Source organism: candidate division WOR-3 bacterium, from assembly GCA_016934535.1.
Lineage (GTDB): Bacteria > SDB-A > SDB-A > SDB-A > SDB-A > JAFGIG01.
Map to the genome: position 1 here is coordinate 25297 of JAFGSQ010000049.1, position 22931 is coordinate 48227.

The 22931-nt window shown below is 42.4% G+C and carries 21 protein-coding genes; 13 read left to right on the forward strand and 8 right to left on the reverse strand.

From position 1 onward, the window contains the following. The first annotated feature begins 4 nt into the window (after positions 1-4). The 6 genes from JXL83_07455 (at position 5) to JXL83_07480 (ending at position 7956) form a co-directional block, all read left to right on the forward strand. Entirely contained in the window at positions 5-1963 is a 1959-nt protein-coding gene (locus tag JXL83_07455; protein MBN2363952.1) for a hypothetical protein, read from the forward strand. Between the two features lie 48 nt (positions 1964-2011). Then, positions 2012-3046, forward strand: a complete 1035-nt coding sequence (locus JXL83_07460; protein ID MBN2363953.1) for an NAD-dependent epimerase/dehydratase family protein — start codon at positions 2012-2014, stop codon at positions 3044-3046. Between the two features lie 68 nt (positions 3047-3114). Beyond that, positions 3115-5826: a response regulator gene (locus JXL83_07465; protein MBN2363954.1), complete on the forward strand. Its 2712-nt coding sequence runs from the start codon at positions 3115-3117 to the stop codon at positions 5824-5826. After that, positions 5823-6950, forward strand: coding sequence for an aldo/keto reductase (locus JXL83_07470; protein MBN2363955.1), 1128 nt, complete (start codon positions 5823-5825; stop codon positions 6948-6950). The genes JXL83_07465 and JXL83_07470 overlap by 4 nt, the downstream gene beginning before the upstream one ends. 50 nt (positions 6951-7000) lie before the next feature. Beyond that, entirely contained in the window at positions 7001-7444 is a 444-nt protein-coding gene (locus JXL83_07475) for a hypothetical protein (protein ID MBN2363956.1), read from the forward strand. 38 nt (positions 7445-7482) lie between these two features. Beyond that, on the forward strand, positions 7483-7956 hold the full coding sequence (locus JXL83_07480; GenBank protein MBN2363957.1) for a hypothetical protein: 474 nt from the start codon (positions 7483-7485) through the stop codon (positions 7954-7956). 44 nt (positions 7957-8000) lie between these two features. Here JXL83_07480 and JXL83_07485 read toward each other — a convergent pair whose 3' ends face one another. The 4 genes from JXL83_07485 to JXL83_07500 all read right to left on the reverse strand — a co-directional run bounded on the left by JXL83_07485 (position 8001) and on the right by JXL83_07500 (position 14450). After that, positions 8001-9827, reverse strand: a complete 1827-nt coding sequence (locus JXL83_07485) for an ABC transporter ATP-binding protein (protein MBN2363958.1) — start codon at positions 9825-9827, stop codon at positions 8001-8003. Beyond that, positions 9820-11661, reverse strand: coding sequence for an ABC transporter ATP-binding protein (locus JXL83_07490; protein ID MBN2363959.1), 1842 nt, complete (start codon positions 11659-11661; stop codon positions 9820-9822). Before JXL83_07490 ends, JXL83_07485 begins: the two co-directional genes overlap by 8 nt. A gap of 269 nt (positions 11662-11930) precedes the next feature. Beyond that, entirely contained in the window at positions 11931-12707 is a 777-nt protein-coding gene (locus JXL83_07495) for a T9SS type A sorting domain-containing protein (GenBank protein ID MBN2363960.1), read from the reverse strand. A 369-nt stretch (positions 12708-13076) separates the two neighbouring features. Then, positions 13077-14450: an MFS transporter gene (locus JXL83_07500; protein MBN2363961.1), complete on the reverse strand. Its 1374-nt coding sequence runs from the start codon at positions 14448-14450 to the stop codon at positions 13077-13079. Between the two features lie 116 nt (positions 14451-14566). Between JXL83_07500 and JXL83_07505 the strand changes: the two genes are divergently transcribed. The 6 genes from JXL83_07505 to JXL83_07530 are packed head-to-tail and all read left to right on the forward strand — an operon-like array spanning position 14567 to position 18203. After that, positions 14567-15424, forward strand: coding sequence for a lysophospholipid acyltransferase family protein (locus JXL83_07505; GenBank protein MBN2363962.1), 858 nt, complete (start codon positions 14567-14569; stop codon positions 15422-15424). Beyond that, positions 15351-16088, forward strand: a complete 738-nt coding sequence (locus JXL83_07510; protein ID MBN2363963.1) for a glycosyltransferase family 2 protein — start codon at positions 15351-15353, stop codon at positions 16086-16088. The genes JXL83_07505 and JXL83_07510 overlap by 74 nt, the downstream gene beginning before the upstream one ends. Before the next feature lies 1 nt (position 16089). After that, complete coding sequence (gene surE / locus JXL83_07515; GenBank protein MBN2363964.1) at positions 16090-16830, forward strand: 5'/3'-nucleotidase SurE; 741 nt, start codon at positions 16090-16092, stop codon at positions 16828-16830. Further along, positions 16827-17474: a protein-L-isoaspartate(D-aspartate) O-methyltransferase gene (locus JXL83_07520; protein MBN2363965.1), complete on the forward strand. Its 648-nt coding sequence runs from the start codon at positions 16827-16829 to the stop codon at positions 17472-17474. The genes surE and JXL83_07520 overlap by 4 nt, the downstream gene beginning before the upstream one ends. Beyond that, positions 17474-17887 (forward strand): hypothetical protein, encoded by a 414-nt coding sequence (locus tag JXL83_07525; protein MBN2363966.1) that lies wholly within the window; start codon positions 17474-17476, stop codon positions 17885-17887. Before JXL83_07520 ends, JXL83_07525 begins: the two co-directional genes overlap by 1 nt. Further along, positions 17850-18203 carry a VOC family protein gene (locus JXL83_07530; GenBank protein MBN2363967.1) on the forward strand — a complete coding sequence of 118 codons (354 nt, stop codon included), beginning with the start codon at positions 17850-17852 and terminating at the stop codon, positions 18201-18203. Before JXL83_07525 ends, JXL83_07530 begins: the two co-directional genes overlap by 38 nt. Here JXL83_07530 and JXL83_07535 read toward each other — a convergent pair. The 3 genes from JXL83_07535 to JXL83_07545 are packed head-to-tail and all read right to left on the reverse strand — an operon-like array spanning position 18180 to position 21020. After that, positions 18180-19883 carry a YgiQ family radical SAM protein gene (locus tag JXL83_07535; protein ID MBN2363968.1) on the reverse strand — a complete coding sequence of 568 codons (1704 nt, stop codon included), beginning with the start codon at positions 19881-19883 and terminating at the stop codon, positions 18180-18182. The two genes, JXL83_07530 and JXL83_07535, sit on opposite strands and share 24 nt — an antisense overlap. After that, a complete protein-coding gene (locus JXL83_07540) occupies positions 19880-20569 on the reverse strand; it encodes a TIGR00266 family protein (GenBank protein ID MBN2363969.1) in 690 nt (229 codons plus the stop codon). The genes JXL83_07535 and JXL83_07540 overlap by 4 nt, the downstream gene beginning before the upstream one ends. After that, the gene (locus tag JXL83_07545) at positions 20559-21020 is read right to left on the reverse strand and encodes an NYN domain-containing protein (protein MBN2363970.1); all 462 of its coding nucleotides are present in this window, start codon (positions 21018-21020) and stop codon (positions 20559-20561) included. Before JXL83_07545 ends, JXL83_07540 begins: the two co-directional genes overlap by 11 nt. Before the next feature lie 79 nt (positions 21021-21099). Here JXL83_07545 and JXL83_07550 point away from each other — a divergent pair, with 79 nt between their 5' ends. After that, complete coding sequence (locus JXL83_07550) at positions 21100-22548, forward strand: diguanylate cyclase (protein MBN2363971.1); 1449 nt, start codon at positions 21100-21102, stop codon at positions 22546-22548. A 16-nt stretch (positions 22549-22564) separates the two neighbouring features. On the opposite strand, the gene JXL83_07555 is transcribed toward JXL83_07550, so the two are convergent. Further along, positions 22565-22931, reverse strand: a 367-nt coding sequence (locus JXL83_07555; GenBank protein ID MBN2363972.1) for a hypothetical protein, incomplete at its 5' end; no start/stop codon positions are given.

Consider the following 22931-nt stretch of genomic DNA (forward strand, 5'->3'; position numbering starts at 1 on the left):
GAAAATGCAATTCATTATTTTCGCTCTATTGATTTCTGCCGGATATAATGGCGCGTTTTTTCTGCATGATGTATTTTCAGAGGCTTTGGATAGATGCAGATTTCTGAAAACCGGAATATACGCTGACGAAGAATCCATAGGGATACCAATGATACCGAGCGGATTTCATGCATCATCTTGCGATCAGATCACATTGAGTGAAGAAACGTTTTCTATAAAAGCTCCCGAAACCTATTATCTCACCGACACTCTCGTAATAACGAGTGACACTTCAATAAACGAGGACATAATAATTTTTCAAAACGGTCTGCTTGTTGTCAGTTCGTGTTCGCTCAGAATGAGAGGAGACATCGTACTATCTGACGAAGGCATGATGAAGCTCGATAATGCCGTGTTTTTTCTCGACGAATCATACGTGTATCAGTATTCGATAAATTCATACGGGAATTCGTCTTTTGAGGCAGAACATTCAACTCTGAGGTCCAATTCGAAACCCTTTGGATTCTCACTTTATGACAGCTCATCCACCGTTTTCGACTCTGTACGCATGGACAAGTCATTCATCACTTTTTCATTGACCGGCAAATCTGCGATCGAAATAAAAGATTCTGACAAAGCCGGCGAATTCGTCCTGTTCACTGAGGATTCTGCTGAACTCAGGATCAAAAATTCCGATTCAGTCCTCGTATGGCTCGGATTTCCGATAAATTCATCCGGAACCGTCAGGGGACCTCATTCCCCTTCGATGTTCATAGAGCATTTCAGATATCCGGATACTTCCTGTTCAGGGATAAATTATTCCGTAGAGATTGACAGTGTCTTTGCACTGTTTTTGGCGACAATGGCCTGCGACAGCACAAACGTTATAGTTTTCGACGTCGATCTCAGGGCGGTAGGGTCTCTTTTCACTGGGCAGGTCAGCGACACGTTGTCCGGTTTTGTAGACAACACCCATTACGTCGATTTCACGGCGCCTTTTCCAGGAAGGTCTTACAGGCTTGTAAATACGAGTGTTCAGTCCTGGAATTTCTATTTCTGGGGGAGACACGACGTGACGCTCAAAAACTCGATTTTCGGAGAATTTCTCTGCGGAGACAGTTCAGTCGCTTTTTTGAGCAACGTAATCTGCGATGGTTCCGGGGGCCATATAGGAAACGCAGATTCTTCTTTTCTCATATGTGCCCTTTCAAGCTTCTACACAGACGCGCTTCTCGAAGGGAAATCTTTATCTCTTTTCTACAATGCCAATTTCTTCTACGGCAGGGTGATAGCCGCAGACAGGTCGCTAGCCATAAGTTACAACACAGCGCATTCGACTGCTCCTTTCGCGGAAGATTCCGGGGCGGTATTGATCGCCGGATTTTATCCTCCGGACCCGTGCTGTTCAAACGATTCTGTTCCTATACCCGGCAGTGCATACTGCGTCAGAGCGCCTTTTTCGCCATTCAATTTTGCGGGTTACCGCATTGAATATGCACCTCTGGCAGACACTTTCGAGTTTTTTGAAGTATCTCCATTCACGGCAAATCCGGTTGTCAACGGCGAGCTTTGTGTTTTCAATACATCCGGGCTCAGCGCCGGTTCATATCTTCTCAGAATGTGGTATTTATTCACGGGATACTCCTACTCTGACAGTATGCCGTTCACGGAAGATATCGAAATCATTGAAGGGACAGGCACTGAAGAACTCAAAGATACTGAACCCCCGAAGATTTTTTCCGTGTCCTGTCTACGTGGCGCGATTCAAATCGATTTTCAGCTCTTGTATCCGGAAGAAGTAGGATTTATTATATTCGACGCCGCAGGCAGAAAGGTTCTGGAAAAGGAAAAAAGATACTTCTCTTTGGGTCGACACAGTGAAAGGTTGATGACGGAAAGATTTTCGAGCGGAATCTATTTTGTCTCGATCTCTTTTAGCGGGACGAAACTCTTGACTGAGAAAATACTTTTGTTTGATAATTGATAAAAAGCACGCAAAATGTAACATCCCTGAGACAAAAGGAGAAAAGAAATGAGGATTCTGGTTACCGGCGGGTCGGGTTTTTTAGGCATAAACATGATAAGAAAACTTATAGAAAAAAATTGCCGCGACATAGTTTCTTTTGACATAGAACCTTTCGACTATCCTGAAAAAAACTCTGTGAAAGCAATTCTCGGGGACATTAGAGATGCTGAAACCGTGACGAAAGCGTTCGATGGTGTGGACCAGGTAATCCACTGCGCGGCGGCTCTGCCCCTTTATAAAAAGCAGGATATTTATTCAACCGATGTTGACGGGACCAGGATTTTGCTTGAAGAAGCGCACAAAAGGAAAATCGACAGGTTCATTCACATATCGACGACTGCAGTATACGGAGTTCCGGATCATCATCCCATTATGGAAGACGACAGTCTTTCAGGCGTCGGCGACTATGGAAAAGCGAAAATTCTGGCTGAAAAAGTATGTTTTGAATTCAGGGAAAAAGGCATGTGTGTACCGGTTTTGAGACCAAAATCGTTTATAGGGCCGGAGCGTCTCGGAGTTTTTACTCTATTTTACGATTGGGCTCTCGACGGCAGGAACTTTCCTCTGATAGGAAAAGGAAAAAACAGATACCAGCTGCTCGATGTCGAAGATTTCTGTGACGCGATTCAAATATGCGTCGAAAAAGACAAAAACACGGTCAACGACACTTTCAACATCGGTGCGAAAGTGTTCGGTACAATGAAGGAAGATTATCAGGAGGTTCTAGACGAGGCAGGATTCGGCAAAAAGATAATAACTCTGCCCGACAAACCGGTTGTTGCCGCTTTGAAAATGCTCGAATTTTTCAAAATTTCGCCTTTATACATGTGGGTTTACGAAACAGCGAGCAAAGATTCATTCGTCAGCATTGAAAAAGCGGAGAAAAAAATCGGCTACGCGCCCCGTTTTTCAAATAAAGACGCTCTTTTGAGAAATTTCAGATGGTACAAAGACAATCAGGTGTCTTTTGTAAAAACTGGAGTTTCGCACAGAGTCCCTTGGAGTCAGGGAGTGCTCAAACTCGCAAAACTCGCATTTTAAATACTACCGTTTTAAAAATCAGGAATATTCCTGTATAATAAACGAAATGTCACGGGCAAAGTGATTTTATGACGCGTATAAACAACAAGATAACCCTACCGTCTGTATTGGTTGTCACCACAGTCCTCGGTGTTGTTTGTTATTTTAATTCCGTTGCGGCTGTTTATGTTTCCACAACATTGAGATTAACAGCTTTCATTATTGCGCTTGTGGTTTTGATTAAAAGATGGAACTGGACCCTTTTTATTTTGTCTTTGCTTCTGCCATTTTCTTCATTTTTCATTCTTTTTGATTTTATCAAAAAAGATAGCACGTACGAAATGTTTTATTTTCAAGAACACATTAGACAGGCAGTAACTTATACTGTCAGCGTCTTTATTTTTTTCGGAACTATTTACGTCAGAAAATTCTACCAAAAAGCCTTGAAAATGAGATGTCTGGAAAAAGAACTTAACGGAAAAATAAAAACTTTCGAGACCATATTTAATATTATCCCGGAACTTATTTTCATAATTGATAAAGACGGATATTTCAGAGATGTCATCGCCAATAATGATGAAGAGCTTTACATTCCGAAAGATGAAATTATTGGTCGAAATTTAAAAGGGACGCTTCCGGATCATGTTGTATCTAAATCACTTCAAGCCATAAAAGAGACTTTGAAAACAGGCGAGAAAACTGTATTTGAGTACGATCTTGAAATGAAAAGCGGAAAAAAATATTTTTCAGCAAATCACGCCCCTTTTTTAGAAGACAGGGTTCTTGTGACCGTAAAAAATATAACGGATTACGTTGATGTAAACAAATCACTCGCCGAAAGCGAAGAGAAATACAAGTATTTGATAAAAGAAAGCGCCGACGGAATAATGCGGTTCGAAATTGAAAAGCCCATGTCAATTAAATGCCCGGTGGAAGAACAATTAAAAATTTTTTTCAATCAAGCGCGTCTCGCTGAATGCAATGACGCTTATGCGAAAATGTACGGTTACGACAAGGCTTCTGACGTGATAGGAAAAAAACTGGATAACTTTATGCGAATGAATGCCAGTGACAGCGAAAAATTCTTGATAGAATTCGTCACTTCAGGATACAAATTACGGGATGTTGTTACGATTGAAAATGATATACACGGGAAAAAAAGAATATTCAGCAACAATTTGTTCGGATATGTGGTTGACGGAATGATTTCCCATGCATGGGGAATACAGCGCGATATAACAATAGAAGCTACTCTCGAAGAAATTTCCAAAAAAGAAAAAGAACTCATGGGCAAGATACTTTCTTCTCTCGAGATCGGCTTGACAATTTATGACAGAAACATGGAAGTTCTGTGGGTAAATGAATTCATAAAAAAAATGTTCCCGTTCGGGGATCCTGTTGGGAAAAAATGCTACGTTCATTTCGTTAAAAAAGACACTGTTTGCGAAAAATGCTCTGTTGCGAAGACTTTTGAGACTCAAAAGAATCAGAATGAGATGCGTTTCAGCAAAGTCATCAACAAATGGTACAACAGCAGGACATTTATAATTTACGATGAGAATCAAAAGGATTTTCAGGTGCTCGAATCGATAGTAGACATAACTGATCAGATTAAAAGCGAAGAGAATAAAATCAGAATTGAACAACAGATGCTTCAGTCTCAAAAACTCGAAAGCCTCGGAGTCCTCGCCGGAGGAATCGCTCACGACTTTAACAACCTTCTGATGGGAATATTGGGCAACGCGGATCTGCTTTTATCAAAATTGAAAGGTTCTTCAACAGAAAAATCCTATGTTTCAGAAATAATACAAGCGTCCAAAAACGCATCCCAACTCACTAAACAGTTGTTGTCTTATTCAGGAAAGGGTAAACTCGAGCTTGAGGAAGTAGATGTCAACGGGATGATAAGGGAAATGGCACCTATTTTGCTTTTATCAATATCGAAAAAGGCGACAATCAAATACGATCTGACCGAAGACATACCTTGTGTTTCCGGCGATCTTTCGCAGATCCGACAGATAATCATGAATCTTATAATAAATGCGTCTGAATCCCTAAACGGCAGACACGGTTTGATATTGGTCAGAACCAACGTCAGCAGAGGAACCCACGCGTCAGACGAAGAGGGTATTCTCGGTAATTTGGATCAAGATGTAAATTATGTTTATATAGAAGTAACAGACAGCGGAGCAGGAATGGATGAGGAAACCAAAGCAAAAATATTCGAACCTTTCTATTCAACAAAATTTATTGGAAGGGGACTAGGGCTGGCTGCAGTCCTTGGTATTGTGAAAGCTCACAAGGGAGCAATAAAAGTGGTTTCCGAACAGGGACAAGGTTCGACCTTCAGGATTTTTCTTCCCTCTGGAGGCAGAATTAAAGAAAAAAAACCCGATGATGTTGAAACGAAAACTCTCGAAAAAGGCAGAGGCACGATTTTACTCATAGACGACGAAAAACTCGTCAGGGACATTTGCGCTAAAATGCTTGATTCTTTGGGTTTCAAAGTTCTCACAGCCAGGGACGGAATCGAAGGGATCGATGTGTTTATTTCGGAAAAAGATGCTGTCGAATGTATTATTTTGGACCTGACTATGCCGAGAATGGACGGAGAGGAGTGTCTTTCCAGGATCAGGGAGATAAAACCGGACGCTAAAGTAATAATGTCCAGCGGATATGATGAACACGACATTTCAAAAAAATTCATGGGCAGGGAGATTAACGGATTCATACAAAAACCTTACAATTTAAAAACCCTTTCAAAGACGCTGTCTGACATTTTTGAAGTGAGAAAATCGTGAGATATGTCAAATTCGGAAAGACCGGTGAGGAGATTTCGGCACTGGGGATGGGTTGTATGAGACTGCCGGTGAAGAATTCTATCAATGAAATAGACCGGCAGAAAGCGATAAAGGTCCTTGAAAAAGCAATCGAATCCGGGATTAATTATTTCGACACAGCTTATCCGTATCACGGAGGTAACAGCGAATCGTTCCTCGGCGAGTTTTTGAAAAATGGTCTGAGAAAAAAAATTCACGTTGCGACGAAACTTCCAGTTTGGAAAGTCGGGAAAGATGACGATTTTGAAATATATCTCGATGAGCAAATGAAAAAGCTCAGGACCGATTTTATTGATTATTATCTTCTGCATTCCCTTCATGATTCATCGTGGAAAAAAGTCAAGGAGCTGTCTGTCCTCGAAAAGGCGTTCAAGGCAAAACGACAGGGAAAAATAGGGCATGTTGGATTTTCTTTCCACGATGAGTTCAAGGTTTTTAAGGATATATTGGAATATTGCGGGGAATGGGATTTTTGCCAGATCCAGTACAATTTCATGAATGAAGAATTTCAGGCGGGCACCAAAGGCTTGGAACTGGCTTACTCGAAAGGCATCCCCGTTATAGTAATGGAACCGCTTTTGGGCGGAAATCTTGTCACTCCTCCGGAAAGTGTGCGGAAAATATGGGAACTGAGTTCTGTGCAAAAAACACCGGCGGAATGGGCTCTTTCATGGCTTTGGAACAAAAAGGAAGTGTCTTTGATCCTGAGCGGAATGAATGATGTCAGGCAGATCTCTGAGAATGTCCGCACCGCAGAGGATTCAAAGCCGGGTTTTCTTACCGAAGAGGATTTGCTTTTGTTTGAAAAAGTTAAAAACACTTACGACCAAATGAAGCATTTTCAGTGCACAGGTTGTTCATACTGCATGCCATGCCCTTCCGAAGTTTTCATTCCCGGAGTATTGAGTCTTTATTCCGATCTTTTGATGTACAAAAACGTTAATAACGTCAAAAACAGATATCAATTCATACCCGAAAAGAACAGGGCGGATAAATGCGTTAAATGCGGTCTCTGCGAAACGAAATGCCCTCAGCGTTTGAATATCATGGCTTTGTTGGACGAGTTCAAAGAAGCGGTAAAGTGATCGCGATATATTTTTAACATAACGCGCTGACAAGGCGGGGAAAGGCTCTGATGAATGAAGAAGAAATAAAAAAAATCATCAAGGAAAAATCGGCAGGAAGCACGAGGCGTTTTGAAAAACTTGTGTTTTCAGATCCATGCGGGATCCTTGGGCTCGAAAATATATTTTGGGATGCGTTTGAAAAATATATAAGTGAATCGAGAGTCAAAATTAGCCCGGCTGAAGAAGGCGAAACCGTTAAATACAGTTTGGCGGAAGACGGATCCTTTGCGGCAGTTTCGAATTACCGGTCAAAGAATCCGGCTTCCAGGATTATCATTCTGTTTTTTGTTCCGGATATTTTTATATCCGCCAACCTGAACACGGATTATTTTGAGCCTTGCATTGAAGTCGAAATTAAATCTGAGGAACAAAAACGAATCGACAGGGTTTTTTACTTACTGACGGATTTTTTTGCAAAAAATTCATGCGAATTGCTTCAGATCTCGTCATGAAAACCGCTTCGATAAACCTCAAATATAAAGGAGATATCATGAACTTCCTTAAAGTTGCCCTGACAATGTTCTTTTTATTCTCATTCCGGATAATTGAAGCTGAAACAATAGAATATAAAGAAGGCGGAATTTCATTCTATCTTCCTGAAACATGGGAGTCGGATTCTGACGAGTTCGGATTGCTCATTTTTCCTTCTGACGAAAGCCTGGTCATAGGATTTTTTCCGACGACGCCAGATGATATGTTTGAATACTTCGATTGTTTGATTGAAGAGCTCAAGGAGCAGATTGGTGAAATTGAGTTCGATAAATCCGAAGAAGAATACTTCAACGGCATGAAAGCCCTTTACGGAGAAGGTTCGACCTTGGAAGGCGATATAATGGTCGCGTACTTCATATTCGAAACAGGAGAAGGGAATGCCCTCATCATGTTAGGTTTCGGAAGTGAAGAAGAAGCCGAAATACACGAGGATGAAGTGGAGCTTCTACTGGAGAGTATCAAAGCTCTTTGATTTTTTCATTGTCAGTACATAAGACATCCTATCTTCAATGTTTATCAAACTCCGAGGTATTCCAGCTCTTTTTCATGTATGAACTGATTTTTATACAGCTTATAGTATCTGCCTCGTGATTTGATCAGATTGCCATGAGTTCCCTGTTCGAGTATTTTTCCGTTTTCAATGAGGACTATTCTGTCCACCGATGTTATTGTCGAAAGCCTGTGAGCTATTATTATGCTTGTCCTTCCGTGCATAAGTTTCTTAATGCCTGTCTGAATGAGTTTTTCTGTCTCCGTGTCGACAGAAGAAGTCGCTTCATCGAGAATAAGTATTTTGGGATCACTCAGAAGCGCTCTCGCCAGCGATATAAGCTGTTTTTGTCCTACTGACAGAAATCCACCGCCTTCTCCGACTTCGGTTCTGTATCCGTTGTCCAGTTTGTTTATAAATCTGTCGGCGAAGACCGCATGTGCCGCTTCTCTGATTTCATTTTCTGCCGCCTCAAGTTTTCCGTATCTTATGTTATCTGAAATAGTACCGCTGAAAAGGTGAGGTGTTTGAAGCATGACACCTATGTTGGATTGAAGCGTATGAAGACTCATTTCTTTGTAATCTTTCCCGTCGATGAGAATTTTTCCTGATACGGGTTCATAAAATCTGCAGACAAGACTGGCGATTGTTGTTTTTCCTGAACCGGTTTCACCTACCAGAGCTACGCTTTCTCCTTCATTTACCTTGAAGTTAAAGTTTTCGAGAATTGAATATCCTGTGCCGTATCTGAAGAAGACGTTTATAAATTCGACCTCCCCTTTTATCTTGTTTGAAGAGGATAGATTCATAGAATCTGTCTGAGTAGCGAGTACTTGGGGCGAATCTTTTATTTCGGGTTCAACGCCGAGAAGAGAAAAAACTCTTTCAGCCGACGCCTGGGCGTTTTGAAATTCGGCGAAAATCCTTGCGAGTTCCTGAACGGGTTCAAAAAACCTGATCGAATAGGATATGAAAGCCACCAGAGTTCCGTACGTGATAAAGCCGGCAGTTACTGATGTTCCGCCATAAATAACTGCGATTGCGGTGCCGGCGCTCGATATGAACAGGACAACAGGCAAATACATGGAAGAACGCAGAGCGGCCGTGAATGACGCTTTGAACATCTTGCCGGTCAGTCCTTTAAATTCGGCGAGGTTTTCAGTTTCTCTGACCAGAGTCTTGGTCGTCTTCGCACCTGTTATCCCCTCGTTGTACGAACCGGTAATCTGCGAGTTTATTTTTCTGACAGACCTGTAGCTTTTGAGTATCAGTTTTTGGAATTTGAAGCTGATATATACAAGCACCGGCACAGTCACCAGAACTGATAAAGCGATTTTCCAGTTCAGATAAAACATTATAAAACTTATTGCTGTCATCATTGTCAGACCCCAGATGAGATCCACAAAACCCCACGCGAAAGTGTCGGCGATTCTTTCGACGTCTGATGTCATTCTTGCCATTAACCATCCCACCGGCGTTTTGTCAAAATACGAAAAAGACAGCGATTGAAGCTTGTCGAAGGCTGATTTTCTTATGTCGTAACACATCCACATATCTATCCTGCCGGCCAGGGCGATAAGCAGAAAAACATTGACGCTTTGAAAAAGGACCAGAATAGTATAAAGGAGCACGAATTTGACTACGAAAGTGAAATCTCTGGCTATGATAAGCCTGTCAATGGCGTATTTTGTCATGAGAGGGAACACGGCATCAATCAAAGCGACAAATATCATGACGACAAATAGAAAGAATACGAGTTTTGAATAAGGCTTTGAAAAACCGAGAACTTTTTTCCAGAGCTCAGGCCTGAAAACCTTTGTGAATTCTTCTTCCCGGAATGAATATTCATTCATAAATTGCCTCCTTTGTTCTCGAAGGCGTTTCGCCAAAAACATCTTTTTCGAACTCGGATTGTATTTCCCATACTCTTTTGTAAAGACCTTGTTCTCTGATCAACTCTTTGTGAGTGCCCGACTGAACTATCGAGCCGTTTTCCATAACGAATATCCTGTCGGCGCTTGAAATAGAGGATATCCTGTGGGATATTATCAGAGTCGTTCTTCTTCCTTTTCTACCAATGAGAGCGCTTCTGATTCTGACGTCTGTTTCGGAGTCGAGTGAACTGAAGGAATCGTCGAAAATCAGCACAGGAGGGTCTTTCAGAAGAGTTCTCGCAATGGCTATCCTCTGCTTCTGACCGCCTGAAAGAGTCACTCCTCTTTCGCCGACGAGCGTGTCGTATCCTTTCTCGAAGGACAGTATGACGTCATGGATGGCCGATAATTCAGATGCTTTGTGCAGTTCGTCGTCGGATGTGACTTTTTTTCCCATCAAGAGATTTTCTCTTATTGTCTTGGAGAACAAAAAAGGTTCCTGCAGGACTATGCCGATGTTTTTTCGTATATGATGAAGATCTGTGTCTTTTAACTCTCTGCCGTCAATCAGGATCGAACCCTTGGAGTAATCGTAAAGCCTGGGAATGAGACTTACCAAAGCTGTTTTCCCCGAGCCCGTCGGTCCTATAAGCGCGACAGTCTGTCCCTTTTTGATCCTGAAAGAGACCCCTCTCAGAGCCGGTTCAGAAGATTTTGGAAAATAATACCAGACGTCTTTGAATTCAATGTCACCCATGACATCAAAGTCTGAAATTCGGGTTTGATCAGGTAAGACGGTGTTGTTTTCGGCTATCAAGTACTCTGTTTTTTCGGCGAGAATTTCATTTACTCTTTCAACGGATACGAACGTCTTTCCCATGTCCGTGATTATCCTGCCCATCTGCCTTATTGGCCAAAGAAGAAGATTTTCGTAGGTCACGAAAACCACGAGAGTTCCAATAGACAAATTTCCGCCAAGAGCCATTTTTACACCGACAACCGTGACGAGTGCTATTTGTGCCATACAAAGCAGGTCCGACGATGACCAGTAGAGGGATAATAATATTATAAGTTTGTAAGTCAGATCTCTGAAAGATGTATTCTTTTCATCGAATTTCTTGACCTCAAATTCCTGTCTCGCGAAAGCTCTGACAATCCTAATGCCGGTCAGGTTTTCCTGAAGCATTGATGAAAGCACTCCTTCGGACTCGTCCGAAATTTTGAAAGCCTTTTTTACCTTGACGAAGAACAGAACCGAAAAACCGAAAATCACGGGGATGATGAGCATGGAGTACAAAGTCATTGTGGTGTTCAAATTTATCATAATCGGCAAAACGAGACCGAGCATTACCAGGGCTCTTCCAACTTCAATAAACTGAACTGAAAAAAACCTTCTTATGGTTTCGACGTCCGAAGAGCATCTTTGTATTAAATCACCCGTTTTGACTGCCGTGTGATAAGAAAAAGGCAGGTACTGGATGTGGTTGTACAGTCTGTTTCTCAGGTCTCTTGTCGCTCCTTCAGATGATTTTGAAGAAAGAGTCCCCTTTAGTAAAGTAAAAATTCCCTGAAAAAGAGTCGCCGTTATGAGCAGAACTCCGGCGAAGTAAAGATTGCTGCTAAGAGGACTCTTTCCGTTAAAGAAGAATAGATTTCTGACAAAAAACGGAATTTGAGCCTCGTTCCTGCCTATTGTAAAGTCAATGACGTGTTTTATTATCAGAGGAGTCAAAAAACTGAAGACTGCGGCAAGGGACATACATACTATGGATAAGAAGAACGGAATGCGATGCCCTCTCATAATATTATTCATTTGTTTTATTTTATCGAACATACAAAAATCCTCTGCAAATACGCATGGTTAATCGTTTTAATTTCTGTTGGAAATGACGAAAATTTCTCTGTCAGAAATTTTCGTGTGCCCTATGCGGGCGGAAACGACTTTGAGTTTTTAAATTATAACGTCGGTCTTAATCATCTGCACCTCACCGCTAAAAAGTGAATTATAGATGATTTAACAAAATAAATTTTTTGTCAAGCGTTTTTTGAAGGAGAAATGGCACGGACCACCGTGCCATTTTTTTATATCATTTTAGCTACGATTTTCGAGATTCTCTTGCCTTCACATGCAAGTTCTATTCTGTACATTCCCGCAGAAAGTTCTTTTCCGGATTCGTCCCTTCCGTCCCAGCTAAGAATATGATTTTCAATGAAAAGATCGCCGGAAGAAAATCTCCTGACTGCTCTGCCGGTCATGTCATAGACAGTCACCGTGACATTTGCAGAGTTTTCAGCGTAGACCGGAAGAAATAGAACTGATGCAAAAGGGTTAGGATAGGGATTGCCGAGGTTAAGGAGAATGGGACCGTTGTTGGGAGTTTCTTCAACTCCTACAAAACCGGATATGTCTATATTTTCGCTCTGATGAATTTGCTTGTCTGAAACAGTGAATGTCTGGAGGCATACTATAAAATAGACGTCGTCAGGTTCGAAATTCCACCAGGAGGAGGAAAATGTGAAAGGGATATCGATCAAAAGTGTTTCAGGATAAATACCGGAAAAAGTAATTGGAGTTCCGTTGAAATCCGGGAACATCTTTCTCGCCGGTCTGTGAAATTCTGAAAAAATCCCCCAACTGTGCGGAACCAGATGTGAAACGGCTGCGATATAAAGATAGTAAGGGGGAGCGCCAAGATCCTGTTCTGCAATGATTGTCACGTTTAGAATTCCCGACATGAGATCTGGTTCAGCTGTTCCTTCAAGGAATAAAGTCACGTAACAGGACTCTGCCATGGCTCTCGAATAAGCCAGGTTCAGGGCTGAAAGAGAAGTCGGGGAAAACAGGGGGCATCCGTCCATACTTGCTACAGGTATGTAAGAGCCTCCGTAAAACTGGAATCTTCCCCAGGCGTCCGGGTTGAAAAGGGGTTCGCCGGATTCTACCTGGTACTTTAAAGCGCTCAGGCTTTCCTGATTGTCTTCAATGAACGTGTTCTGCAGTCCTGCAGAAGTTGCGCAGTCAATTCAAGTGGCTCCGCTGAATATTTCAAGCAGAGGTTTTCTTACGGCACTGAACAGCGAAACAGCCAAAAGCATATAAACGATGAAAAGAAAAAAACGCTTGGCAATCACTTTTCCTCCTTATTATACCTTGTATATTTATGAGAAACAGGAACTTATGTCAATGTCAAAATTATATAAGCATCCCTTTGCATGGGGTTACAAAATTCACTTTCGTGACACAAATTCACGCAACAGTAATGCCGTGTTTATAATTCGCATTTTAACTGATGACATCATGTACAACAGAGCAAAACCGAGGGGTTTTGCTCTGCTTTCATCGACCCAGGAGAGAGGTATTTCGGCAGTCAATCTAAGAAATCCTGTCAAGGCGAATAAAATCTGTTCAGGCTCGAGGTTCAACCGGGCATGTTTCAAAGCAGGCGGCATAAAAGCACCGGATAAAAGAGCGCTGACGACTATGCCGAGTGCTGTAAAAGCGCCGAATATGCCCGAATAAACCTGGTTTTTCCCTTTGGGAGATATAGAAAGCACGAAGTTAGTGAAGATAATGTTCGTCGCAGACCACATAATCCCAGAAGTTACAGCTTCGATGTAAATCAGCCAAAAATTACTTTTGTTTAGAAAAATCCAGACCAGGGGATTTAAACCGCCCAGTATAACTGTAATCCTCATCGTCGTCTTGTTGCCGAACCTGTCTATAAAACGACCCCAGTATCTCAATGATATGACGGATGATATGACGCTGACAGTCCCGTATATCTGAATTAAAAAAAGATTCATCTTCAGTTTCTGGATCATGAAAGGAGTCCAGAAAGGTGACCCGACACCTATGGCCAGAGTAAACCACGTCGCAAATAGAAGGAGTTTTAAAAAATTTCTGTCGCGGAAAGGGGAAGAGAATGTCTCCGAAAGCTTCTCGGGGAAGTTTTTTTTCGTTTTTTCAATTTGCTTCGACAGTATCTTGGCGCTAATCAGGCCGGATACAGCCGCAATTGCGAAAATCGCGGCAAAGGCGTAAACTAGATTTTCGGTCTTGAAAAATGAGGAAAGGAATTCCGAATACCCCCTTATTCTTGCAAAAACCGAACCGTCGGATTCGAAAAGGTCGAAGGCGAGACTGAAAACAAATCCTGTCAATAGCGCAGTTACCATGAGAAACTGAGTTCTGTACGAGAAAAATCTCCCTCTTATTCTCTCAGGTATGAGGTCGGCGATCCAGGAGATCCATATATTTCCAGCCGCGGCCTGAACTGCGGTGACTGAAAAAAAGAGCAAAGCGAACAGAAGGCGAGACATGGAATCGGACATTAAAAAAGGAATAACGCCGAATAAAAGTGTGGCTGATCTGCTGTAATAAAGCATTTTGACGAGAATAGATTTTCGGGTCGAAAGTTTCCTCGTTATGACGAAACCGAGAGGCTGAAAGAGCTGTGAAAGTTGACCTATGGCTGTCAACAGGCCAAAATAAAACGGTCCGGCTCCCAGAAAAATTGCGAACTTTGTCACAAAAATACTGCCGGGCGCCGACAGAGATGAGTATATCTGTGCGAATACGCCTTCTGTGAACGAAATTTTCACGAGAGAGGCGCTTGATTTTATTTTTTCTTTTTCCATATACTTGAAGAAGTTTCAATGATGTTATGTCATAATTTCATTGTGTCAATATCAATCTGATAAACAGAGGCGGATGTTAAATGAGTATCATTTCGGCTTATTATTTGGCGGGAAAAATACTTGAAAACAAAAGTGAAAACGACGCACTGCGCCTTGCTGAAAAAACCGCTCGGGCAGCGCGTCTGCTGATGAATAAAAATTATTCAATACTGCTCGAAAATCTTTCTCTTGCCTTGAACAGAAATTTTAACGACAGTGATATAACCGACATTGCGGACAGAAATTTTTCAAATTTCGCTTTCAATCTTACCGAATTCCTCAGACGTAAAAGAGATGATAAAGAAACCTTTCAACCGTTGATAGAGGGTGACATCGAAGCCGTGAAAAAGCTTCTTGACAAAGGCGACAGAGTCATAGCCGTAAGCGGCCACTTGGGCAACTGGGAGCTTCTGGGCAGTTTCGGTGCATTCCTGGGATATCCCCTTTATGCCGTCGCCGCAAGACACAGGTTTAGAGGTGACACCAGATATTTCGAAAAAAAAAGAGAAGAGAGGTGTGTGAAGAGTATTTGTCCGGAAAATATATATTCTTTTCTAAAAAACAAAGCAGGAGAAGGCAGCTATATATTTGCAGTCATGGCCGACAGGCCGATTTTTGGCAGTGCTGTCCACGCGGACATGTTCGGCAGAAAAGCGATTCTGTCCGGATCATGCTTCAAACTCGCTCAGCGATTCTTCAAACATGCGGTTTTTCCTTTTGCTTTAAAAGTAGGAAATGGTAAATATATAGTTAATATTAACGGACCCTATGAAATTAACGACAAAAAGAACGCGAAAGAAGCTCAAAAAGAGCTGATAAAAAAATATGCGGAAATATATCAGAACTACGCCGGGAAATACCCGGAACAGTGGTATTGTTACAAAAGATTTTTCGTGTAATATAGCCGTAGTCATACCGGCTTTCAACGAAGAGAATTCTATCGGAGACATAATAGAAAAAATCCGAACGCTTTACGGCCTGAGCGTCTGTGTCGTAGATGACGCCTCTACCGATGAGACAACTACTATGGCTCAAGAGAAAGGTGCGCACGTCATCAGGTCTGATAAAAACATGGGAAAAGGAGCGGCAATAATAAGAGGAATGAGATGGGCTGCGGATAACAGCTTCAAAGGAGCCGTGCTGATGGACGGAGACGGACAGCATTTACCTGAAGATGTGGCAAGCTTTCTTGATGTTCTCGACAGGAGATTTGATTGCATCGTAGTCGGCGTCAGGAATTTTAGCCACAGAAACATGCCTCTTCCGAGGATATTTTCCAACAAGACAACGTCATTGGTTTGTTCCATCTTGTCCAACAAGAGGATTAGAGATTCTCAATGCGGATTCAGGTATGTTTCCTGCGGAATTTTCAGGAGAATACGTCTTAAAACAAAAAGGTTTCAGACAGAGACCGAGATCCTCATAAGGTCGGCTAAATTGAATTCCGAAATCAGGGAAGTGGAAGTTACTACGGTTTACGGAACCGAAAAAAGCCACATAAATCCTTTTCTGGACACTTTGAGATTTCTAAAAATGATATTCATGTTTATCGGTGAAACGTGAAATGAAAATCCTTTTGACAAACGACGACGGAATAAATGCGGTCGGTTTGAAAGCATTGAGGCAAGCCCTGACCGGACTTGGAGAGATATGCGTGGTTGCTCCAGAGGAAGAACAGAGCGCTTCAAGCCATGGCATAACTCTGAGAAAACCGGTCGTGGTGAAAAATCCTGAACAAGGAATTTACACAGTGTCCGGAACTCCGACAGACTGCATAGTACTCGCCCTGAGAGCCGGTTTGTGCCCCGATCCCGACATTGTGCTTTCCGGAATAAACTCTGGCTACAACATAGGAGAAGACATTCTTTATTCTGGCACTTTCGCGGCGGCGGCTGAAGCTTCTCTTTCCGACATTCCGTCGATGGCTGTTTCAAGCGAGTATTCGAAGGATATTTCCTCTTTCGAAAAATGCGGAAAGATAGCCAGAAAACTGATCCCCGCAGTTCTCGAACTGGGTGGCCTTTGGAATTTGAATGTCCCGAGCAGACTTCTTTCAGAGAAAATCAAGGTCACGTTTATGGGACACAGAAAATACGACAGAGCCATATCACCGAGATTCGATCCGATAGGCAGAGCTTATTACTGGCTCTCCGGCGACAAACCCCTCTGGGACGTTGAGGAAGGAAGCGACATAAGCGCTGTGGAATCAGGCGCAGCTTCCTTGACGCCTTACAAAATAAAAAATCTCCTGGATGTCGACCTCGCGGAAAAGATCAAAGTTCTTCTCGAAAAGGATACAAAATGAGGATCTCAAGGGAAAAGATGGTCAGAATCCTGCAGAAAAAAGACGATCCTGTCAAAAATCCCGAAGTGTTAAAAGCGATGATGAATGTACCCAGGCATCTTTTTGTCGGCGAGGATTTCAGAGCGAGAGCTTACGACGATGGTCCTTTGCCTATAGGAAAAAACCAGACCATTTCTCAGCCATACATGGTCGCCAAGATGACCGAGCTTTTGAAACCAAAAAAAGGAGATGCTGTCCTGGAAATCGGAACTGGCAGTGGCTATCAGTCAGCAGTACTCGCGGAAATTGTTGATAAGGTTTATACTATTGAAAGGATTCCTGAACTCGCGGAAGCGGCGAAGAAAAAATTTGATGAACTCGGTTACAGAAATATAAACGTCAGAATAGGAGACGGGTCGGTAGGATGGCCTGAAATGGGTCCGTTTGACGGAATAATTGTCACCGCAGGATGCCCCGAGATTCCCGAACCTCTGCTCGAACAGTTGAAAGAGGACGGACGCCTCGCGGTTCCTGTTGGATCGATGAGTTATCAGGAACTCATTGTTGTTACGAAGAGAAAAGACGGTTATTATGTATCCAAAAAATTCGGATGTATTTTCGTCCCTCTTATAGGAATAAGAGGCTGGAAACAAGGAGGAAACTGATGTGGTGGTTAGGAAAAATTGTGACTTGGAGAGAAACAGTATATTTTTTAATATTACTCGCAGGAGCTGTTTGGGGAGCGGCAAGATGGCTGAAAATCAGAAACGTCAAAACTTCAGATTCAGATAAATACAAAGCTTTGTCTGCCCTTTATATCTTTCTCGGTTTTTCTTCAGCTTTTTTAGTGTATATTTTTCATCTTGTCGCCGACGTTTCTGCCGCCAGGGCAGCCTCTTTCCAGGGTCTCGATAACGCACCTCCAATTCCAATCTGGGGTTCGCTCAGGGTTCTGGAATGGGCTCTTCTCATTGCCGGCGCTGTTGTAAGCGTATTTTACGGCATGCAAGCTCAAAATCGTATTCAAAGGAGCCACTCTGATGAAGACGGAAAAAATGATAGTTTACTTCAAGGTTGACGAATACGAAAAATGCCTTGAATTCGCCGTAAATATCCTCGGATTCTCTTTGTTCAGGAAAGAAGAGAATTGTGAAATATATCTAAATGAAAGCGAAAACTTCGGCATAGGTTACTGCAGGGCGCAGGGAGAAGACACCTCATCTTCCGGATGCCTCGTGTCCTTCAATGTCGATAATGTCGACGAATGCCACAAAAAAATAAAAGAAGCCGGATACGCTCTCACTGATCCGAAAGAGAGTTCCAGGCACGGAGTGTATCATTTTTATGCCGCGGACCCGGCAGGAAACACTTTAGAATTCATGAGATTCATCTGATTTTTTGAAAACTCCCTGACGTGAAAAATCTTTTCTTCTGGCATTTCTTACACCCTGACTTTTTATTGTTTTCACAGGTTTTTTGGTCAGGGATTCCATTTCCGAGTAATGAGCGCATGTCGAATCTGTCATCGGAGTCGGCGTGAAGTCCTGAAAAGCCCTGTTGAAAATTTTTCTTTTTTTTGTGAATTCGAGCAATTCCGAGAATTCATTTTCTCCTTCTCCCGGATGTGACAAGATGAAATAAGGCACGAGTTCAACGTGCAGGCCGAATTGTTTTTTTATTCTCTCGAATCGGACGATAAAATTCTCGAAAACTTCAGGTTTGTATTTCTTCATTATCTTCAGCACAGGCTGACTGACATGCTCGGGGGCGACTTTCAGAATTCCGCTCGTGTATTTTTCCGAGATCTCTTTCAGCAACTTGTCGTCGGCGAGTGAGATGTCCAGCCGCAATCCGGAACCGATGCTTATTTTTTTTACGTCTTTTCTGCCGGCGATCTTATCGAGCAAAGCCAGGTATTTTTCCGGATCGGTTTTGAGATGCCGGCATTTTTCAGGATAGAGGCAATCTCTGTCGTTACATCCCGCTTCCGGGAATTTCGTACAACAGCTGAAGTACATGTCAGCGCTTGGTCCGCCGACGTCCGATATCCGTCCTCTATAAAACGGATTTCTTGCTATGCGATCGATTTCATCCATTATGGAATCCTGCGAGCGCGATACTATTGTCCTACCCTGATGAAGCCTTATGGAGCAAAAAGAACAGGATCCCAGGCAGCCCCTGTGTGAAGTTACAGAATTGGCTATCATTTCGAGAGCGGGAACCCCCCTGTTTAGAGCGTGCGATTTTCTCGAATAAGGGAAAGCATAGAGGCTGTCGAAAAATTCAGATTTGACAGGCATCGCGGGAGGATTGCAGACGACTAAACGCGAATCCTGACGCTGGAAGATCGCTTTTCCGAAGACGGGATGGCAGTTCTCGTTCAATATTGCCTGTGCTTCAGCGAATGCCGCAGTATCTCTTGAGACATCGTCGAAGGAAGGCAGTTCCACTCCTGAAGGTTCTCCGGAAACATAACACGTTCCGGGTATTCCGGACTTGTCGAAGTTATCAGGATTTTCGCTTATCCTTCGTGCAATTTCCATTATCTGAGATTCACCCATTCCGAAAACCAAAAAATCTGCTTTTGAATCCGTGAGCACCGATTTTCTCAATTGATCGCTGTAGTAGTCGTAATGAGCTATTCTTCTCAGAGAAGCTTCAATCCCTCCAAGCACAACAGGTAAGCCCTTGAAAGCTTCTTTGACCCAGTTAGTATAGACTATGACGGCTCTGTCGGGTCTTTTTTTTGAGCCGTCTTTTCTGAAAGGGTCTCCTCGTGATGAATACTTGTCGTCGGTTCTTATCTTTCTGTTGCCTGTATAATTTGATACTATCGAATCGAGATTTCCGGCTGTGACACCGACAAACAGACGTGGGGGAGGGAATTTTTTAAGACTTTCCCTTGTCGGTTGAGAACATACTGCGGTTTTGTATCCTTTATGCTGAAGGAGTCTCGCTATAAGCGAGACTCCGAATGAAGGATGGTCTATATAAGCGTCTCCGGTCAAGAGAAGAATGTCGTAGCCGTTTTTGTAGACGGAAAGAATTTCGTCTCTCGACGCGGGTAAAGTCATTTTTTAGGCAAGAAAGGTATTATCAGACCTGCAAGACCTTCAATTTGCCTGGTTTGCAGATAAAGTTTTCCGGGACCTTTGTATCTGCACACAAAACCTTCACCTGATGTGACTGATGATATGAATCCTTTGGCTGCTTTTTCGATTGTGTACTGGATGGAAGCGTCGAAGGCTACTATGTGGCCGTTATCGACAATGTATTCTTCTCCCTGAGCTATTTCGACCTGATGAATGGCTCCGAAACTCGACACAAGAAGGGTTCCTGTTCCCGTAATTTTCATCATGAAAAGGCCTTCCCTGGCGAAAAAGCTTTTGCCTCCCGTGAACTTCGTGTCTAACTCAAGTGTAGGGGACGAAGCGAGATATGAGCCGGATTGAACCATGAAAGACTGACCCTGGATTTCAATGCCTGTTATGTCGCCCACCCCGGTAGGAGCGAGAAGAATATGACCTGGTCCGTTCAAGGCCGTGTATTTTGTCTGGAAAAAACTCTCGCCGACAAAAGATCTCGCTGCGGCTTTCATTAAACCGCCGAATCCTTTCTTACCTCCGCCCATTTCCGACTTTATCTCTATGTTGGGCGTCATGCCTACCATAGCGCCTGATTCACCTGTAATGGATTCGTCTTTTTCAAGAGATACTTTTACCACCGAATAACTCGGTTGATACATGATCTCATACTTCATCGATGCCTCCTTTTTTAAATACTTTAAGCCAATAATCGAGGTTGACGTTCGGATTGATTTTATCATCATTTATTTCTGCTTTCTTCTTTTTTTTCAATACATTTTCCAATTTTGAGACAACTGACGCTCCGAGATATTTACATCTTTTTGAAAGCAGTCTGTCAGCTGTGACTACAGTGTAAATGTTTTTTTTGCATCCGTTTTCAATAAGTTTTACTATAAGATCGTCAGCTTCGTCTTTTTCTCCCGAGAAAATGATCTCTGCGCCCGGACGTTTTTCCCTGCTCGAAGATTTACCTTTTCCGTCGAAAACCAAAACAGGATAGTATTTCCCGGAAGCAGTTACGGCTTTCACCTTTGACAGGAGCTTTTCTCTGCTTTGCTCGTCGAAAGATTTTTTAAAACTTCTTCCAAGCATATTATATCCATCGACTATGAGGATTTTTTTCAATCGCGACTCCTCCAATAATGTTGATGCTATAAATTTTATTATACTTTATAATCAGTACCGGATATAAAGTATTTTAACTATGGACTTGGACAAACCGAACATGAAAAATTTGACTCCCAATAAAAATACTGCGAAATCTCCGCGAGTTATATTGGTACAGAACAAGCGGGTCAAAGAATCCGAAATCAAACGCCTTCTCTCAGAGAGGGGATTCGAAGTTCTTCCGTGCGACAATATCTTTGATACTCTCGATAAACTCAAATCTCCTGGATATACCGCGGGGGCGGTTTTTGATGTTGATGAATTGAGCGGCGACGCTATGGAAATACTCGAGGCGATAAGAAGTGAAAAATCTAAAACAGAATTCCCTGTCGCTTTAATCACGAACCGTAAAGACTTCGACATTGAGGATTTTTTCAGGTCAGGCGCCAACGAATACATTGAACGAAGCAAAGCCGCCAAAGAATTTGTTCCGAGATTTTTAAACCTGGTTTCGACCGCGGAATCTTTCAGGTCCCTTCTTAAAAACTCGGACAAAATTAAATTCCTTTTTGAAACATCAAACATTTTTAATTCGACTCTGGACATAGACGTCATAATGGATCACATTCTCAAGCTTACGGTCGAGGCGACAAATTCTCATTCCGGAACAGTTTTTCTCACGGACGCAAAAGGGAACGTAATAAAACAGATACTTTCTAACAATTACCCTTCTCCTCTTCAGCAATCCGTCATAGTGGACAAAATTATGCATAAAGGATTGGCGGGATGGGTTTTCGAAAATAAAAAACCCGGAATAATAAGCAACACAGACACTGACGAGAGATGGTACAAAATGAAATGGAACGGCCCTGACCTGAAATCCGTTGTCTGCATGCCTATGATAAGACGCGATCATATTCTCGGCGTCCTTACCCTTCATCATCCTGAAGAATCATATTACAATGAGAATCACATCGAGATTCTGAATCAGATAGCCAATCAGGCCGCGATTTCCATAGAGAACTCGCACATTTTCAATCAGCTTCACCATCTTTCCATAACCGATGAATTGACGGGGCTTTTCAACAGAAGGCTTTTCTTCACTCTTGCCGATAAAGAATATTTTAAGGCTATTAAGTTCAACGAATTTCTCTCAATGATGATGATAGACATCGACGACTTCAAATCTATAAATGACGTTTACGGTCATTTCGCCGGAGACATTGTTCTGGAAACAATTTCGAAGATTTTTCAGACAATAATCAGGAATTACGACATTCTCGCCAGATATGGAGGCGACGAATTTGTCGTGCTAATGCCTAAAACGCACATTCAAGGAGCCATAGATCTTGCCAAAAAGATTCACAAGGAAGTTGAATGCTGCGAGATAAAAGTGGATGAAAAGAAAATAAGAGTCACTTTGAGCATCGGTGTCGCTGAAAAAGATGACAAGACGGACAGCTTTTCACATTTGCTGAAAAAAACAGATCAAGCCCTTTACAGGGCAAAGGCCAAAGGTAAAAACCGCATTGATATTACCTGTTGACCCGGCTCATTCAATCCTATTGTTTATATCTCCACCCGTATGTCAGATTGAGATGCGCCAGATGTCTATCGGGATTCAGCGCCTGATCAATCATGTAATTTGATCCGGTAAGAACGACGATACAGTCGTCTTTTTTCAAAGTCAAAGCCCTTTTTAGCGCTTCGGAAGGATTTTCGACTATTTCTGCGGTTTTACCTGTGATTTTATCCAATTCTCCGGCGATTGAGGCCGGTTCGACAGAATTATACGAAGCTTTGGTAACAATTATCTTTTCGGCTAATCCTGCCAGATTTTTGAAAACCCTTTCTGGTGAGCGAAAATTGGACAGCGCGATAACCAGTATTATTTTTTTTTCATTATATTTTGTCTTTAAATGTTTGGAA

Coding starts and splice junctions, on each gene's coding strand:
- JXL83_07455 (MBN2363952.1), top strand. CDS start 5: ATGCAATTCATTATTTTCGCTCTATTGATTTCTGCCGGATATAATGGC.
- JXL83_07460 (MBN2363953.1), top strand. CDS start 2,012: ATGAGGATTCTGGTTACCGGCGGGTCGGGTTTTTTAGGCATAAACATG.
- JXL83_07465 (MBN2363954.1), top strand. CDS start 3,115: ATGACGCGTATAAACAACAAGATAACCCTACCGTCTGTATTGGTTGTC.
- JXL83_07475 (MBN2363956.1), top strand. CDS start 7,001: ATGAATGAAGAAGAAATAAAAAAAATCATCAAGGAAAAATCGGCAGGA.
- JXL83_07480 (MBN2363957.1), top strand. CDS start 7,483: ATGAACTTCCTTAAAGTTGCCCTGACAATGTTCTTTTTATTCTCATTC.
- JXL83_07485 (MBN2363958.1), bottom strand. CDS start 9,827: ATGAATGAATATTCATTCCGGGAAGAAGAATTCACAAAGGTTTTCAGG.
- JXL83_07490 (MBN2363959.1), bottom strand. CDS start 11,661: ATGAATAATATTATGAGAGGGCATCGCATTCCGTTCTTCTTATCCATA.
- JXL83_07495 (MBN2363960.1), bottom strand. CDS start 12,707: ATGGACGGATGCCCCCTGTTTTCCCCGACTTCTCTTTCAGCCCTGAAC.
- JXL83_07505 (MBN2363962.1), top strand. CDS start 14,567: ATGAGTATCATTTCGGCTTATTATTTGGCGGGAAAAATACTTGAAAAC.
- JXL83_07510 (MBN2363963.1), top strand. CDS start 15,351: ATGCGGAAATATATCAGAACTACGCCGGGAAATACCCGGAACAGTGGT.
- surE (MBN2363964.1), top strand. CDS start 16,090: ATGAAAATCCTTTTGACAAACGACGACGGAATAAATGCGGTCGGTTTG.
- JXL83_07520 (MBN2363965.1), top strand. CDS start 16,827: ATGAGGATCTCAAGGGAAAAGATGGTCAGAATCCTGCAGAAAAAAGAC.
- JXL83_07525 (MBN2363966.1), top strand. CDS start 17,474: ATGTGGTGGTTAGGAAAAATTGTGACTTGGAGAGAAACAGTATATTTT.
- JXL83_07530 (MBN2363967.1), top strand. CDS start 17,850: ATGAAGACGGAAAAAATGATAGTTTACTTCAAGGTTGACGAATACGAA.
- JXL83_07535 (MBN2363968.1), bottom strand. CDS start 19,883: ATGACTTTACCCGCGTCGAGAGACGAAATTCTTTCCGTCTACAAAAAC.
- JXL83_07540 (MBN2363969.1), bottom strand. CDS start 20,569: ATGAAGTATGAGATCATGTATCAACCGAGTTATTCGGTGGTAAAAGTA.
- JXL83_07550 (MBN2363971.1), top strand. CDS start 21,100: ATGGACTTGGACAAACCGAACATGAAAAATTTGACTCCCAATAAAAAT.